The 17719-nt window shown below is 46.1% G+C and carries 14 protein-coding genes; all 14 read left to right on the top strand.

All coding sequences use genetic code 11. The features are described 5' to 3' along the window. Positions 1-70 precede the first annotated feature (70 nt). A complete protein-coding gene (locus tag MKY97_RS20200; RefSeq protein WP_342552071.1) occupies positions 71-721 on the top strand; it encodes an RsfA family transcriptional regulator in 651 nt (216 codons plus the stop codon). A 167-nt stretch (positions 722-888) separates the two neighbouring features. Further along, on the top strand, positions 889-1827 hold the full coding sequence (locus MKY97_RS20195) for a 2-dehydropantoate 2-reductase (RefSeq protein WP_342552070.1): 939 nt from the start codon (positions 889-891) through the stop codon (positions 1825-1827). A 17-nt stretch (positions 1828-1844) separates the two neighbouring features. Further along, a complete protein-coding gene (locus MKY97_RS20190; RefSeq protein WP_342552069.1) occupies positions 1845-2219 on the top strand; it encodes a DUF3397 domain-containing protein in 375 nt (124 codons plus the stop codon). Positions 2220-2369: 150 nt separating this feature from the next. Further along, positions 2370-4070, top strand: coding sequence for a peptide ABC transporter substrate-binding protein (locus MKY97_RS20185; RefSeq protein ID WP_342552068.1), 1701 nt, complete (start codon positions 2370-2372; stop codon positions 4068-4070). 190 nt (positions 4071-4260) lie between these two features. Next, positions 4261-5193 (top strand): ABC transporter permease, encoded by a 933-nt coding sequence (locus MKY97_RS20180; RefSeq protein WP_342552067.1) that lies wholly within the window; start codon positions 4261-4263, stop codon positions 5191-5193. A 2-nt stretch (positions 5194-5195) separates the two neighbouring features. Beyond that, positions 5196-6122, top strand: a complete 927-nt coding sequence (locus MKY97_RS20175) for an ABC transporter permease (protein ID WP_342552066.1) — start codon at positions 5196-5198, stop codon at positions 6120-6122. A gap of 17 nt (positions 6123-6139) precedes the next feature. After that, positions 6140-7909: an ABC transporter ATP-binding protein gene (locus MKY97_RS20170; protein WP_342552065.1), complete on the top strand. Its 1770-nt coding sequence runs from the start codon at positions 6140-6142 to the stop codon at positions 7907-7909. A 154-nt stretch (positions 7910-8063) separates the two neighbouring features. After that, complete coding sequence (bshC, locus tag MKY97_RS20165) at positions 8064-9695, top strand: bacillithiol biosynthesis cysteine-adding enzyme BshC (RefSeq protein ID WP_342552064.1); 1632 nt, start codon at positions 8064-8066, stop codon at positions 9693-9695. An 83-nt stretch (positions 9696-9778) separates the two neighbouring features. Further along, positions 9779-11044, top strand: coding sequence for an adenosylhomocysteinase (locus MKY97_RS20160; RefSeq protein ID WP_342552063.1), 1266 nt, complete (start codon positions 9779-9781; stop codon positions 11042-11044). Between the two features lie 275 nt (positions 11045-11319). After that, the gene (gene mraZ, locus MKY97_RS20155) at positions 11320-11757 is read left to right on the top strand and encodes a division/cell wall cluster transcriptional repressor MraZ (RefSeq protein ID WP_342556400.1); all 438 of its coding nucleotides are present in this window, start codon (positions 11320-11322) and stop codon (positions 11755-11757) included. An 18-nt stretch (positions 11758-11775) separates the two neighbouring features. Then, the gene (rsmH, locus tag MKY97_RS20150; RefSeq protein ID WP_342552062.1) at positions 11776-12726 is read left to right on the top strand and encodes a 16S rRNA (cytosine(1402)-N(4))-methyltransferase RsmH; all 951 of its coding nucleotides are present in this window, start codon (positions 11776-11778) and stop codon (positions 12724-12726) included. 26 nt (positions 12727-12752) lie between these two features. Next, positions 12753-13181 (top strand): hypothetical protein, encoded by a 429-nt coding sequence (locus tag MKY97_RS20145; RefSeq protein ID WP_342552061.1) that lies wholly within the window; start codon positions 12753-12755, stop codon positions 13179-13181. Positions 13182-13193: 12 nt separating this feature from the next. Further along, positions 13194-15542: a penicillin-binding transpeptidase domain-containing protein gene (locus MKY97_RS20140; protein ID WP_342552060.1), complete on the top strand. Its 2349-nt coding sequence runs from the start codon at positions 13194-13196 to the stop codon at positions 15540-15542. Between the two features lie 91 nt (positions 15543-15633). After that, positions 15634-17586, top strand: coding sequence for a stage V sporulation protein D (locus tag MKY97_RS20135; RefSeq protein ID WP_342552059.1), 1953 nt, complete (start codon positions 15634-15636; stop codon positions 17584-17586). Positions 17587-17719 lie beyond the last annotated feature (133 nt).

Here is a 17719-nt window from a genome sequence, read left to right as displayed (position 1 = left end):
CTAATTCACATAACGGGTTACCGGTTATGGGGACGGTTATTTCAGGATGGTGTTAGGAGGGTATTATAGCATGACTGCAGTGAGACAGGATGCTTGGAGCACAGAGGACGATTTGATTTTAGCAGAGGTTACATTGCGTCATATCAGGGAAGGAAGCACGCAGCTGGCAGCGTTTGAAGAAGTGGGTGAAAAAATAGGCAGAACTTCTGCCGCATGCGGTTTCCGCTGGAACAGCTGTGTTCGTAAAAAGTATGAGTCGGCGATCAGCAACGCCAAAGCTCAAAGACAAAAACGGAGTTATCTCAGAAAACAACCGGCGATGCTTGGCCCACAGGTTGCCGCACTGGCTGCAATGGATACCGAAGAAGGGGTTTACAAGGCAGATGGCGTATCCGATGAATCGTTATCCATGGATGCGGTGATCCGTTTTCTGCGTCAGTGGAAAGGGACTGTACAGGAGAGCAGCAGACAGCTAAAAATGCTGGAGAAAGAACTCCGGGAAAAAGAAGATGAACTGCTGGAACTGCGCTGTGAAAACGACCGCCTCTCCAAAGAAGTGAATGAGGTGCAGACGGATTATCGTGTGGTTAACGATGATTACAAAGCATTGATCCAGATCATGGATCGGGCACGCAGGCTTGCCTTTCTATCGGAAGAGGAAGAAGAACAGAAGACCAGGTTCAAAATGGATGCTAACGGAAATTTGGAACGGATTGAATAGAACATTTGAGTCTGATTGTAACAATCGTAGTATGCGCCCGCCACACCTCCGTCATCGTACGGCAGGTATGACGGGTTTTTAGTTGTGTGTATTTTGTTCTATTATAGAAGAAGAAGATCACCGGAAGGATAAGAGGGAGTAATCAAAATGGGAAGTAGGGGCATCAGATGATGATAGACGTTGTTGGAGCAGGCTCGTTAGGGCTGCTGTTTGGAGGTAAACTGCAAGCCGCTGGTGAACGTGTTCGATTCTGGACTAGAACATCCGAACAGGCGAAGCAGCTTAAGCAGGAAGGGTTTGTAATTACAGATAAGGGGAGAGATATACACATTAGTTCGGAAAGCATTCAGGCGCAGCCTGCATCGGAACTGGCGGCTGCTTGGAACAGCAAGCCCGGGGACTGGATACTGCTTGCTTTGAAGCAAACTCATATTGACGGTTTTATTGAACAGACCCAAAGTTTAAAAGGTATGCAGTCGTTAAAAATAGCTTGTTTTCAAAATGGCTTGGGGCATCTGGAGAAGCTGCGAGCCGCGCTGCCGGATTCTCTTCTGTGCAGCGCAATAACAACAGAGGGAGCAAAACGTATCCGTGCTCAAGTGTATCGTGCGGGTTCGGGTGAAACGCGTTTGGGTCTGAGCGGAGCTTCGGCAGCAGCAGCTGGAAACGAACAATCCATATTTACTTTAGCTGAGGCACTGCTGCAGGCAGGATTTGACTGTACAGTGTCGAATGAAATCGATAAGCTGGTATACAGAAAACTGCTGATTAATGCGGTCATTAACCCTCTTACAGCAGTGTGGAGAATACCTAATGGTGAATTGCTTCACAAGATGGAACGAGTCAGCATCATGCGTCAGCTGTATGACGAGACGTTAACGGTATACAGCGCCATGGGCGTGCAGCTGGAAGGGGACTTGTGGGAACAGATCAAGGGAATCTGTCATGATACGTCATCCAATACCTCATCCATGCTTGCAGATGTGCTGCATAAACGCAAGACAGAGGTTGAATCAATTAATGGATCGATCATAAGAATGGCGAAGCAGTTCAATCTGAATGTACCTGCACATGAAATGCTTCTTCATCTCATTCAAGGAATGTAATCAGAAGGAGTGAGTTAATGGAATTTTTCATCGTATTGAGTATTCTGCCCTTTTTTCCATTTTGTCTTGTCTATTGGGGCATGGTGGTAGGGAAGAAAGAGAAATCAGCTGCACTGCGAACCGCGATGGACGTTACCACATTTTTTCTGATCTTCTCAGTGTCAGCGTTATTCAACTTAACATTTGATTCGAATTTTGGTTTTTATCTGACATTAATACTCATACTAATAGCGCTAGGATTTATAGGAGGTGCGCAAAATCGACTAAAAGGAAAGGTTAATGGGGGTAGAATGTTCCGGGCCGTATGGCGCATGTCATTCGTTATTATGAGCTTTGGATATATTTTGTTTACTTTATTTGGATTATTTAGATACATTATGAATCAAATGTGAGGTTACATAACGCAAAAAGCCTAAATGTTGTGTCGATTTTGTCGAAAACTGAAAAAAACATTACTTTCTGAAAAAGTAATGTAGATTTTTTTGACCGGTGGTTGTATAATCTATAAACATAAACCACATCAATTTAGGGGGAAAAGTTAGATGAAAAGGAAAAGTCTATTAGTCCTTTTGACGCTGATCTTGGCGTTCGGTACCGTACTTGCAGCGTGCGGATCGAAAAATGAAGGCACAGGTACCACAACAGATAACAATTCTGCAAGCGGAGAAAAAGGTCTTGCCAAAGATCAAGTTCTGAAAATTAACTTGTCAGCTGAACCTCCTACGTTTGACCCGGCTCAAGCAAAAGACAGCCAAACGAACACGGTTTTGAAATTTTTGTATGAAGGTCTGGTACGCATCGATGAAAACGGTAAAGAAGCTCCAGGTGTTGCTACAAAATGGGATATTTCTGAAGATGGTTTGAAATATGTATTCAACCTGAATCCAGAAGCGAAATGGAGCAACGGTGATCCTGTAACAGCTGAAGATTTCGTTCGTTCTTGGGAACGTGCATTGAAACCGGAAACAGCTTCTCCTTATGCATACCAATTGTACTACATCAAAGGCGCTGAAGGCTTCAACATGAGCAAAGATAAGAAGTTCAAAGGTACTAAAATTACTGATTTCTCCCAAGTGGGTGTGAAAGCAACGGACGAGCACACACTTGAAGTAACGTTGGAAAATCCAACTCCTTACTTCTTGGGTCTTACAGCATTCTATACGTACTATCCAGTACACAAGTCTGCTGATACAAATGACAAATTCTTCGCTGACTACAAAAACATGATCGTTAACGGACCATTCGTAATGGATCAATACGCTAAAGGTCAAAAAATTGTCGTGAAGAAAAATGAAGGCTACCATGCAGCTTCTGATATCAAATTGAGTGAAATTAATATGTCTCTGACAAACAGCAGTGCTTCCGAGCTGCAGGCTTACAAATCAGGACAATTGGACTACACTGGTGCACCTAACGGTGAAATCCCGTCTGACCAAATCCCTTCTTTGAAAGCTGAACTTCCAAATGAGTTCAAAGCTACTGGTATTGCAAGTACGTACTACTACCAGTTTAACGTAAATGAAGCACCATTCAATAACGCTAAAATCCGTAAAGCATTTGCAATGTCTATTCAACGTCAACTGATCGTTGATAAAGTAACACAAGGCGGACAAATTCCGGCATTCGGTTTTGTACCTCCAGGTATCCGTGGTGAAAAAGAAGAATTCCGTACAGAACATAAAGATGATTACTTCACTGAAAACGTAGACGAAGCTAAAGCATTGCTTGCTGAAGGTATGAAAGAAGAAGGTTACACTACTCTTCCTGCAATTACGTTGATCTATAACACTAGTGACGGTCACGCGAAAATTGCACTCGCTATTGCTGATATGTGGAAAAAGAACCTTGGTGTAGATGTGAAAACAGAAAACCAAGAGTGGAAAGTTTTCTTGGATAACCGTCAAAAACAAAACTTCCAAATCGCTCGTGCGGGTTGGTCTGCTGACTACAACGATCCGTTCAACTTCTTGGAAATGTGGAAAACTGGCAACACAAACAATGACTCCAAATTCAGCAATGCACAGTACGATAAAGATCTCGAAGATACTGTAAAAACAACTGATGTTGCTAAACGTATGGCTGCTTTTGCTGACGCTGAAAAAGTTCTGGTTCAAGATGAAATGGGCGTACTGCCAATTTACTACTACACGAACGTATCTTTGACTAAGCCTTACCTGAAAGGCGTACAACTTGATTTCAGTGGAGCAATTGACTTCACTCGCGCATATCTGGAAGAGAAGTAAGTTGTTCTGAAGTCTAATATGATTACTTCGGGATATATATGTGGAATTCCATATATATCCCGATTTTTTTGTATGTGCACTGATTTTCCTTATAATTCTTGAAATTTCCGATAAATGGATTGGACTTTATTGCTGTCTAATTCTACAATCGATTTGTATACAAAATATTGTTTGTGGAGGTGTGCAAGGGTTGTTAAAGTACGTTTTGAAAAAACTGCTATTTATGCTGCTATCGCTTTTCATACTCGCATCGATGACTTTCTTCTTGATGAAGGCCATTCCTGGTGACCCTTTTACATCGGAGAAGAGAGTATCACCTGAAATCCGGGCTCTACTCGAAGAAAAATACGGTCTGGACAAACCGATGTATGTGCAATATTTCAAATACATTGGCGATATTGTACAAGGTGACTTCGGAGTTTCGATGAACTATCTCAACCAAGGTGTCACAGACATGATTGTGAAAACATTTACGGCTTCCCTGAAGATTGGTATTTTTGCAATCATTATCTCCATTATTGTGGGGGTACTGCTGGGACTGCTTGCTGCGGTATACCATCGAAAACTGATCGATGATGTCACGATGGTGCTTGCTGTCATCGGGATCGCCGTACCAAGTTTCTTGCTGGCTTCCTTATTACAGTATGTGTTTGCGTTCAAACTCGGGTGGTTTAACGTTATGGGCTTTGATGGACCACTTGACTATGTGCTTCCTGTTGCGGCTCTATCCGCATCACCGATTGCCTTTATCGCACGTCTAACGCGTTCAAGCATGCTGGAAGTTTTACATGCAGACTATATCAAAACGGCGAAAGCTAAAGGTTTGAAATGGCCTGCCATCATGTTTAAGCACGTTGTACGGAACGGTATTTTGCCGGTTGTCACGTATGTGGGTCCAATGACCGCCAATGTCATTACGGGTTCAGTCGTTATTGAACAGATCTTTAACATCGGTGGTATTGGTAAAGTGTTTGTCGAAAGTATCACGAACCGTGACTACACAATGATTATGGGGATTACGATTTTCTACGGTATTCTCTTGATGTTGGCACGTTTCCTTACAGATATCGCTTACGTATTGATTGATCCTAGAATTAAGCTGGAAAGCCGGAAGGGGGCATAACGTTGTCTGGCACGAATAATAACAATAATGGAACGGCGAACACTGACCTGAACAGTCAGGCAGCGGTAAAGCCGAAAGAAAGTATATCCCTTTTTAGAGACGCGATGTACAGACTGGCAACCAACAAAGCTGCGATGATTAGTCTCGGTGTTCTGGTGCTTGTTGTACTCTTTGCTTTGATTGGTCCAACTTCTTTATTTACAAAATATAATTATTATTCCAATGATCTGCTTAATGCGAACGCTGCGCCAAGTGCGGAACACTGGTTTGGTACGGACGACTTGGGTCGTGATGTATGGGTAAGAACATGGGTCGGCGCTCGTGTATCCTTGACGGTAGGTCTGGCTGCTGCATTGATTGACCTTGTAATCGGGGTTATCTATGGTGCGATCATGGGTTACTATGGTGGACGAGTTGACGGAATCATGAACAAGTTCTCCGAGATTTTGTACTCCCTGCCTTACATGCTCGTTGTTATCCTGCTTCTGGTTGTTCTGGAACCAAGTCTTACAACGATTATTATTGCACTCACCATTACAGGCTGGATCAGCATGTCCTGGATTGTACGTGGTGAGATTATGCAGCTCAAAAATAGAGACTTTATTCTTGCCGCTCGTTCGATGGGTGCAAGTACTGGACGTCAGCTGTTCCGTCACCTGCTGCCAAATGCAGTCGGCCCGATCATCGTTACGCTGACGTTGTCCATTCCAAATGCGATCTTTGCTGAAGCATTCCTGAGCTTCCTTGGCTTGGGTGTGTCTGCACCGAGATCTTCTCTTGGATCAATGATCAACGACGCACTCACAGGCTGGACACTGTATCCTTGGCGGATGTGGTTCCCTGCTGGTTTGATGGTTATTACAATGCTTGCATTTAATTTGCTCGGTGATGGACTGCGCGACGCACTTGATCCGAAATTACGTAAATAGAAACAGGAGGTGGGATTATGGAGCCGATTTTAACAGTCAAAGACTTAAGCGTATCGTTTTCGACGCGCTCTGGTGAATTTGATGCCGTTAAAAATGTGAGTTTTGAAATTGGCAAAGGAGAAACGCTGGGGATCGTAGGTGAATCGGGTAGTGGTAAGAGTGTTACCGCCCAAACCATCATGAAATTGATTCCCTCCCCGCCTTCGAAGGTTAAGAGCGGAGATATTACGTTTCACGGGCAGGACCTGCTGAACAAAACAGATAAACAAATGGAATCTATTCGTGGTAAAGATATCGGGATGATCTTCCAAGATCCGATGACTTCCCTGAACCCTACGATTAAAATTGGTAAACAGATTACAGAAGTGCTGCGTAAACACCAAAATATGTCCAAGCAGGCAGCGAACAAAGCTGCACTTGAGATGTTGGAACTGGTAGGCATTAAAAATGCAGCCATTCGTATGAATCATTACCCGCACCAGTTTTCCGGTGGTATGCGTCAGCGTGCGATGATTGCGATTGCACTTGCTTGTCGTCCGTCTTTGCTGATTGCGGATGAGCCGACAACGGCACTCGACGTTACCATTCAGGCTCAAATTCTGGATGTTATGAAAGACATGCAGAAAAAGCTTGGCACATCGATCATGCTGATTACGCATGACCTTGGTGTCGTAGCAGGAATGTGCGACCGCGTAGTTGTAATGAAGGAAGGCGAAGTTGTTGAAACAGGAACGACGGCTGAAATCTTCAGCAACCCGCAGCATCCGTATACAATCAAATTGCTGAACGCTCTCCCGCGTCTGGACGAGCCGAAAAAGGAAAAGCCAGCTCCGGCAGGTATTGTTAAGGGCAGCAATAAACCTTTGGTTCAAGTGAAAAACTTGAAGCAGTACTTTAACCTTGGCAAAGGTAATATCCTCAAAGCTGTAAATGACGTAAGCTTTGACATCTTTGAAGGAGAAACCCTTGGCGTCGTAGGTGAGTCGGGCTGTGGTAAATCGACAACCGGTCGCACCATTTTGCGCCTTTATGAGCCAACGGGTGGAAGTGTTAACTTCAATGGTACAGATATCTACAAGCTGTCTCCGCGCAAGATGAAAGAAATGCGTAAAGACATGCAGATGATTTTCCAAGATCCATATGCCTCACTCAATCCGCGTTTTAACGTAATGGATATTATCGGGGAGTCTCTGGATATCCACGGGCTGGCAGCAAGCACCAAAGAGCGTAAAAGACGGGTAGAAGAGCTGCTGGACCTAGTAGGCTTGAACCCAAGTCATGCGCTGCGTTATCCGCATGAATTCTCTGGCGGACAAAGACAGCGGATCGGAATTGCGCGTGCACTCGCGGTTGATCCGAAGTTCATCATCTGTGATGAGCCGCTTTCTGCACTTGACGTTTCCATTCAAGCTCAAGTTGTTAAACTGCTGGAAGAGCTGCAGCAGCGCCTTGGCTTGACATATCTCTTTATCGCGCATGACTTGTCCATGGTTAAACATATCAGTGACCGTGTAGCGGTTATGTATATGGGTAAAGTGGTAGAACTGGCTGAAAGTGAAGAATTGTACTCCAATCCGGTTCATCCGTATACCAAAACATTGCTTTCTGCTATTCCTGTCCCAGACCCGGAAGTGGAAGCAAATAAACGCCGTATTTTGCTGCCAGAAGAACAATCTGGTCCAATTCAAAATGCAGCGGGCGGTCCTGTGAACGATCCTTACAATCTGGAAAACGCTCAATTGATTGAGATTTCCAAAGGCCACTGGGTTGCGGAACCTTACGTATAATAGTAACGAAAACGAATATGCTATTATATACATCATAACCGCCGATTTTGATCGGCGGTTTTTTCATATATTTTATGACTTTGCTTTGACGAAGAGCTATTGAATTCGGTACAATCAAGAAAGGCTCTTTGAAGCAGAATAGGAGGCAGACCTCATGAATGGGATTACTGAGGCGCTCCGCAGCGGATCACAGCTTGCAGAGGATTACATCTGTACGAAAGATGCTGCGCGAAGCCTTTATGAATATGATATTCGCTGGGAAAATGGCCTCCACGCGCGTGCTGCATGGCTGAAGCAATCGGAGCATACACGTGTTGACCGTCAAGAACTAACGGAATATCTGCGTATATATAATAAGCGAGTTAACGATCATGACAAGGTTCATGCTTCGATAACCCGCCTGGTTGAAGAGGATGCACTGGTGGTTACTGGTGGACAACAGAGCGGCTTGTTTACCGGGCCGTTGTTCGTGATTTACAAGGCGGCAAGTGTCGTTGCCGCTGCACGTGAAGCTGAACAACAGTTGAAACGTGCGGTTATTCCTGTCTTTTGGATTGCCGGTGAAGACCATGACTGGGATGAGGTTAATCATACGTATCTGCCTGATTCGAAGGGGAATATCCAGAAAGTCAAACTGCAGGGGCACTTCACTGGAAGAGAATCTGTAAGTCATGTACAGGTGAAATGGGAACAGTGGGAGACGGCTTTGGAGCAAATAGAACAATTGCTGCCCGACACAATTCACAAGCCGGGTTTGATGAGACAGATCAAGGAAATTCATCATTACAGCTCTAATCTGAGTGATGCGTTTGCGCGAATGATCTCTGCTTTATTTGCAAACACAGGGCTGGTTCTTATGGATGCTGCTGATCCGGAATTGCGCAAATTAGAGAAACCTGTGTTCGAGCGTTTGATTCGGGAAAATGATTCGCTGCGAACAGCTTATCTGCATGGAGCGTCACTTGTGGAACGGGCAGGTTATGCTATGCCGGCTGAAGTAGCCGAAGATGGAGCTAATCTCTTTTATCTTCATGAAGGGACCCGCTTGCTGTTAACGCTGAAAGATAATTTGTACCAGGATCGCAAAGGGCTTGTATCGTTTACGGAAGAGCGGCTGTTACAAGAGCTGCAGGATCACCCTGAACGTTTTAGCAATAATGTGCTCACACGCCCATTGATGCAGGATTCGCTGCTGCCAGTTGCGGCTGTTATTTTAGGTCATGGAGAAATTGCATATTGGGGCCTCACACGTGAAGCATTCCGAACATTTGGGCTGCAAATGCCGATATTACTGCCGCGCCTATCCTTCACGATACTGGAGGAAGTGCATCACAAACATATGAAGCAGTACGGACTTTCTTTCCAGGATGTGCAGCATCAACTGGAAGAAAGGAAGGAACAGTGGCTGGCACAGCAGGAAACGTTCCAGGTCGATGAGGAGTTCAAACAAATTCGTGAGCAGTTTACGGACTTGTACCGTCCGCTGCTGGACCAGGTTGCTGCAGTGCATCCCGGGCTGAGCCGGATCGGTGAAACCAACCTGGAAAAAATAAATGAACAAATTCAATATCTGGAGCGGCAGACTCGCAAAGCTATCGAAGATAAACATCAAGTGAGCTTAACGCATTGGAACGGTATCCAGAACGCTCTGTTCCCCATGGGCAAACCGCAGGAACGAGTACATAATGCACTCTTTTACCTGAATCGTTATGGAACCGACTGGATTGAGGAATTGATTAAGTCATCAGCTGCATTCCAGGGACAACACAAAGTCATTACAGTGTAAGCATCTTGATACTATTGATCTTTATATGTATCTTGATAATATGGTCTTTATAATAGAAGGAACACATATGAGGAGGAGATAGTGTGACCACATCTGCACTGCAGAACAGTATCGTTCAAGATATGGGTCTTGCTTCAGAAGGACATTTGAAAATTGATTGGGTCGAGGCGCATATGCCGGTGTTGAACCGAATTCGACGTCAATTTGAACAGGATCTGCCTTTTAAAGGTCTGAAAGTGGCAATTTGCCTCCATCTGGAAGCAAAAACAGCCTATCTGGCAAAAGTGATTCAGGCTGGCGGAGCTGAAGTGACCATTACGCACAGCAATCCGCTGTCCACTCAAGACGATGTATGTGCTGCTTTGGTAGAAGACGGCGTTACCGTTTATGCGAAATATAATCCCGAACCAGCTGAATTTAAAGCTCTTCAGCTTCGTGCTCTGGAAGTGAAACCGGATCTCATCATCGATGACGGTGGGGATTTTGCAACCATTATTGCTTCCGAGCGTCCTGACCTTGCGTCCACCATTCGCGGAGGCGCAGAAGAAACGACAACAGGCATCATTCGGTTGAAAGCTTTGGCGAAAGAAGGACAGCTGAAATTTCCGATGGTTGCGGTCAATGACGCATATTGCAAATACCTGTTTGATAATCGTTACGGCACAGGGCAGTCTGCCTTCGACGGTATCATTCGGACAACAAATCTGGTAGTAGCAGGTAAAAATGTTGTCGTAGCCGGGTATGGCTGGTGCGGTAAAGGCGTGGCTATGCGTGCGAAAGGTTTGGGCGCCAACGTTATTGTAACTGAAATCGATCCGATCAAAGCGGTGGAAGCTCATATGGATGGTTTCCGCGTGATGACGATGGTCGAAGCCGCAAAGATTGGGGACTTCTTTATCGCGGTGACAGGTAACAAGGATGTTATTACTGGAGAGCATTACGATGTTATGAAGGACGGAGCTGTTTTGAGTAACGCAGGTCACTTTGATGTTGAGGTTAACAAACCGGAACTCGCGAAACGCTCTGAGTCTATTCGTACGGTTCGTCGTAATATTGAGGAATATCGTTTCAAAGATGGTCGTAAAATGTATCTTCTCGCAGAGGGTCGTTTGGTAAATCTGGGAGCTGCGGATGGGCACCCGGCCGAAATTATGGACACTACATTTGCACTTCAAGCCCTTGGTCTGCGTTATGTTAGTGAAAACTATGAAACCCTTGGGAAAAACGTAGTTAACGTTCCATTAGAGATTGACCAGCAGGTGGCAAGTTACAAGCTGGAAAGCCTGGATATCACGATTGATTCATTGTCTGCTGAACAGGAGAAGTACCTGGACAGCTGGAAATTCTAAAGCGATATCCAACATTTACAAGCAGATAAACCGTTTCAAAAGATATAAAATGGTGTATTGATGATATGGCTCATGTACGGGTGCACATACGATTGCCCGTAACCGGGAAGCGTCTCTAATCCTGAATGACAGGATCGGAGACGTTTTTTTGGGTGGAATCAAATAAAAAAACAGTAATGTCAAGAAGGGTTTTGATTTTTTTAACCGAATCTATTATGCTTAGGTGGTGGAAAGTGGGGCAAAGTGGGGGAAATGGGTGAGGAGTGAGTGGACCAATGTTTATGGGCGAGTTTCAACATAGCATTGATGATAAAGGCCGAGTCATTATTCCGGCTAAATTCCGCGAATCTCTGGGGCCCTCTTTCGTTGTCACGCGAGGTTTGGACCAGTGTCTCTTCGTGTATCCCATGGAGGAGTGGGGGATCATGGAACAGAAGCTCAAAGCACTGCCGCTTATGAAATCCGATGCACGTGCGTTTACCCGTTTTTTCTTCTCGGGTGCGACTGAATGTGAATTGGATAAACAGGGCAGGGTAAATCTGCCGGGCAGCTTGAGAGAGTATGCCAAAATGGACAAGGATTGTGTTGTTCTTGGCGTGTCGAACCGGGTGGAGATTTGGAGCAAAGACATATGGGAGAGTTATTTCAATCAATCCGAGGAAGCATTCAACGACATTGCCGAAAAGCTGGTCGATTTTAATTTTGACTTATAACGTAAGGAGGGGTGCAGGTTGTTTCACCACATAACCGTACTCAAAGAAGAGGCAACCGAGGGACTTAACATCAGGCAGGACGGTATATACGTGGACTGCACTTTAGGAGGCGCGGGACACAGCTCCGTCATCGCATCCAAGCTGGGTCCGGGGGGACGTCTGATCGCACTCGATCAGGATGATTGGGCTTTGGATAATGCACGCGAGAAGCTCGCTGCTTATGAAAACCAGGTTACATTGGTGAAAACCAATTTCAGGGATTTGGAACAGGTCCTCAAAGACCTTGAAGTTCCTATGAAGGATGGCATACCTCAGGTCGACGGTATATTGTATGATCTGGGTGTTTCTTCTCCTCAGTTCGATGAAGGGGAACGCGGGTTCAGTTACAATCATGATGCGCCGCTGGATATGCGCATGGATCAGGATGCGCTTCTGACAGCCAAAGAGATTGTAAATGAATGGCCGGAAGAAGAGATTGCCCGAATTCTCTATCGTTACGGCGAAGAGAAGTTTTCCAGACGAATTGCTCGTGTCATTGTGGAGAAACGTGGTCAATCCGAGATCGGAACGACAGGTGAGCTTGTGGAATTGATCAAGGAAGGCATTCCGGCAGCGGCCCGCCGTACTGGTGGACACCCTGCCAAGCGAAGCTTTCAGGCACTGCGTATTGCCGTTAATGATGAACTGGGTGCTTTTGAAGAAGGGCTGCATCAAGCTGTTCGTTGTCTTGCGCCAGGGGGGCGCGTATCTGTGATTACCTTCCACTCCCTTGAGGATCGGATATGTAAACACATCTTCAGCAGCTATCTTGAAAAATGTACATGTCCACCTGACTTTCCGTTGTGTGTATGCGGTGGTAAAGGGACCTTGCGTCTTGTGAACCGCAAACCGCTGATTCCAACAGAAGCGGAACTGACCGAGAACTCTCGGGCGCGTTCAGCAAAGCTGCGCGTAGCTGAGAAATTGTAGAACAAAAGTGGAGGAGGAGCCTTCGAATGGCATACACACGTGGCAATCTAGCGGTCAAACCTAAAGCCCAGGAACGTGCAGCGCAGCAGCAGCGCTACAAGGAAACAACCAAAGTCGTGACGCGACGTACCGGTCTGCCGGCTCGCGAGAAATTTTTATACCTGATCACACTTATCGCTGTCATTGTTGTTGGCGGTGCCCTGATGTCTCGTTACGCTCATATTTATGAACTGAATAAACAGGCTCAGTCGACAATAGCAGATGTTAAAGAGGCGCAGAAAATGATTGCCGATTTGCAGGTAGAGAAAGAAACGCTGAATAATCAGGTTATCGAGAACGCAAAAAGTCTGGGTTACGTTGAATCTTCCGATAAGGATGTAATTTTTGTACCACGCTCATCAACGACTAAATCAACAGGTACTGAATCATCCTCGAATGCGGCAAGCAGCAAATAAAGAGGTGTTTCGATGGTAAAAAGAATAAAGATGCGCACGTTGTTAATAGGGGGATGTATTACCCTCTTTTTTCTTGTACTCGTAATCCGCATATTTTTCATACAGGTAGTTAATGGTGACAAATGGCAGGAACATGCGGCTGGTCTGATCCAAAGGGAACAAACCATCAAGGCTGCTCGTGGAACGATTACCGATCGTAACGGAAATGTGCTTGCTGTGGATTCTCCGGCTTATACCGTCTCGGTGAACCCGCTCCTAATCAATAAGTTGGGTATTGAGGACGTGGTGACGAAGAAGCTGTCTGTGCTGCTGAGCAAAAATGAGAGTGAGATGCGTGTGCTGGTCACAGCTAAGAATAAAGACGGTGAATTTTTTCAGCAGCGTGAAGTTCGGAGTGAAGGGTACAAGATCAGTCCTGAACTTGCAGCGAAAGTGAATGAGTTGCGTGAAGAACTACAAGATGAATATAAGGCACGAAATGCGATTGTTATGACGCAGGAATCGAAGCGTTTTTATCCTGAGCAGACGCTGGCCTCGCATGTGCTCGGTTATATGAGCCGTGACGGTAAAGCGGTCAATGGGCTGGAAGTATCCTATAATGACGTACTCACAGGTACGGACGGTTTCCTGAACTACCAGAAGGATGCTAAAGGCATCAAGCTTCCGGATTCACAGGATAATTACCTGCCGCCGAAGAACGGTAAAAACCTGAAGCTGACCATTGATGATACCATCCAGCTGTATATTGAGAGTGCGATGAAAGAAACGGTTGCGAAATATAACCCGCTGAGTATGACCGTGATTGCAGCCGATCCAAATACGATGGAGATTCTCGGGATGGCAAACTGGCCAACCTTTAATCCCAATACGTATGCGAGCACACCGGATCAGAAAAACTTTATCAACCATGCAACGCAATCGATCTATGAACCGGGTTCCACGTTCAAAATTGTGACGCTTGCGGGAGCTGTGGAGGAAAAACTATTCGATCCTAATGCGATGTTTGTATCCAAACCAACGCGTATTGGCGGGTATACAATCAGTGATAATGGACATTCCTATGGACAAATCTCGTATCTCGAAGGTGTGAAACGCTCCAGTAATATTGCCTTTGTTAATCTCGGGTACAGCATGCTCGGGGGAGAGCGGCTGCGTCACTACATCGATGAGTTTGGTTTTGGTAAAAAGACAGGCATCGATCTGCCAAGTGAAGCTGCGTCACCCATTAAACCTCTGGTCTACAAATCAGAGATTGCTACTGCAGCATATGGTCATGGTCTTGTTCAGGTGACGCCGATTCAGCAATTGACTGCCATCTCTGCCGTCGCGAATGGCGGGAAACTACTGCAGCCTCATCTGGTGAAAGAGATTATTAATCCGAATGACGGTTCCACTGAAGTGATCAAACCCAAAGTCATTCGGCAGGTCATTTCGAAAGATTCTGCCAAATTGGTTAGCGGTTATCTGGAACAGGTAGTTGCGGATCAAACTAGAGGTACTGGACGCAATGCCTATATCGAGGGATACCGCGTTGCGGGCAAAACGGGAACAGCGAGAAAAGTAATCAACGGCCAGTACAGCAAAAGTAAAGACGTCGTTTCGTTTATTGGATTTGCTCCGGTCAACAACCCGAAGATTGCCATGCTGATTGTGATAGACCAGCCTGATGGCACGAACATCGGAGGCGGCACCGCAGCCGCACCGGTATTCAAAAAGGTTGTGAGCCAAACGCTGCAGTATATGGGCATTCCGAAAGATATTGCCAAAACTGCAGATAAAAAGTCAAATGAAACGCCAGTTGTGCAGGCTAAAGCTCCAGATTTGAGCGGTAAAACGGCCAAACAGGCCAGAAGCCAACTCTTGAATTCGGGTATAGCTTATGTAACGCTTGGCCAGGGTGAGAACGTGATTCGACAGTATCCACAGGCGGGGGCTTCGATGAATCCAGGCCAGCGAATCTATCTGCTTACAGAAGAGAGCAGCAAAATGAAGGTGCCTGATTTGACAGGGGAATCCCTTCGCGATGCTTTAGAGGTTCTCTCCCTTATGAAGGTAGGCGTAACAGTCAAGGGTGAGGGATATGTTGTGAAGCAGAAAGAACAGATTTCGGGCGAGCAGCGAACGGTGCAGCTGACATTACAGACAGCAAAGGCTGCCGTAACGGGTATCGCTGATGAAGCTCCGGAATCTTCTGATCCGGATGATAAAAAGCAGGCTCAGGATGCGAAAACGGATGATGAAGGGAAAACGGATGGGGATAACCCTTCTGGAAGTACCGAGAATCAGAGTCAGTCCAAGAAGCAGACCGATCAAAGCGAAACATCTGATCAACCATCGACTGAAGGGGCTTCCCTGCCATAAGCTTCATAGACAGCTTGTTCTAACCCCCGGTTGTCCTGAATATTCATGAAGAGACAGTTCATGATTTTGGGACGAGTGGGGGGATCTTTTCGTGAAGGGATCAAGTGTAAATCTGCGGCGCAGGCTGCTGTGGAGTTTATTCATTCTGGTCATGTTATTTTCGGCCCTGTTTATCAGGCTTGCTTATGTACAGTTGGGAGAGGGGCCGGAATTATCGGCAAAAGCGGAGGAATCCTGGCGCCGCAACATTCCATACACAGCCAAAAGGGGAGAGATTCTGGATCGCAACGGAACATCTCTGGCCTACAATGTGACAACCCCAACCATTATGGCTATTCCGGCTCAGGTCAAGGAAGCGGAGACAACGGCCAGGTCGCTTGCACCGCTGCTGGGCATGACGGAAGAGAAAGTGCTGGCAGCCATCAAGAAACGTGAATTGATCGTACGACTACAACCCGGCGGCCGCAAAATTACGATGGAGAAAGCTCAGCGCATCCGTGATTTGAAGCTTCCGGGTATCGTTGTTGCCGAGGATAACAAGCGGTTCTATCCTTATGACGATCTTGCTGCTCACATTCTCGGGTTTACCGGGATTGACAATCAGGGACTCACAGGTGTTGAGAAAAGATATGACGACAAGCTGAATGGGTTGAATGGCAGCGTATCCTACTTGTCCGATGCGGCCGGAAGGCTCATGCCGGGCTCATCCGAGAAGTATGTGGAACCGAAAGACGGACTTAACCTCAAGTTGACGATTGATAAATCTATTCAGTCGATTATGGAACGGGAACTGGATCAGGCTATGGTTAAGTTCCAAGCCAATTCCGCTCTGGCGATTGCGATGAACCCCAAAACGGGCGAAATTCTCGGCATGTCCAGCAGACCAGGATACGAACCGGCAGACTACCAGCAGTACCCGGCTGAAATTTATAACCGGAATCTGCCCATATGGATGACGTATGAACCGGGTTCGACCTTCAAAATTATTACGCTGGCTGCTGCACTGGAAGAGAAAAAGGTAAATCTGAAGCAGGATCAATTTTTTGATCCCGGATTTGTCGAAGTTGGGGGTGCACGTCTGCGCTGTTGGAAGAAAGGTGGACATGGCAGTCAGACCTTCCTGCAGGTAGTGGAGAACTCCTGCAACCCTGGATTTGTTGCTTTGGGACAGAAGCTGGGCAAAGAATCGTTGTTCTCCTATATTAAAAACTTCGGTTTTGGTAAAAAAACGGGAATCGATCTCAGCGGAGAAGCGAGCGGCATTCTTTTCAAATTAGCAAATGTAGGTCCGGTTGAACTTGCCACAACGGCCTTCGGTCAAGGGGTATCCGTAACACCGATTCAACAGGTTGCGGCGGTATCGGCTGCGATCAACGGTGGAAAACTCTATAAACCTTACGTTACAAAGGCTTGGGTACACCCCGAAACGGGCGAGGTGCTGGAGGAAGTGAAACCTGAAATGGTACGTCAGGTGATCTCGGAGGATACGTCCAAACAAGTGCGAGAAGCGCTCGAAAGCGTCGTTGCCAAAGGTACAGGCCGCCCGGCGTTTATTGATGGATACCGGGTTGGAGGGAAAACAGGTACAGCCCAAAAGGTGATTAACGGACGTTATTCTTCAACCGAGCATATTGTATCTTTTATCGGATTTGCTCCGGCTGATGATCCACAGATTGTAGTGTATACAGCGGTTGATAATCCGAAAGGGATTCAGTTTGGAGGCGTGGTTGCGGCTCCGATTGTACAAAACATTCTTGAGGACTCTCTGCATTATATGAATGTGCCTGTACGCAAGGATCAGCTCACCAAAGAGTACAAATACGGTGAAACTAAAATTGTGACGGTTCCTGATCTTACGGGGGCTACCGTGGAAGATCTGTACGAGGATCTGAATATGAATTTTATGCTGGCGAAGTCCGGCAGCGGTAAATATGTTATAAACCAGGCACCTAAACCGGGAGCAAGAGTAGATCAGGGCTCAACCATACGCATTTATATGGGCGATGTATTGAAGGATGAGCATGATCATACGAAGCACGAATGAAGGCTCTTAAAGAAGGGTGTCAGGTGAGGTCTAAGAGAGGTTTCAAGTAAGGGTTTAATAAAGACTGGGATGGGGTTTCGTACTTCCACCGCAACAAAATCAAGGGGAGTGCGTTTCATTATTTGGTGATATG

It is taken from the genome of Paenibacillus sp. FSL R7-0652, assembly GCF_038595045.1.
In the GTDB taxonomy this organism is placed as follows: Bacteria; Bacillota; Bacilli; order Paenibacillales; family Paenibacillaceae; genus Paenibacillus.
The sequence above is the reverse complement of the archived record's forward strand: the minus strand, read 5'-3'. Positions and strand labels throughout refer to the sequence as shown.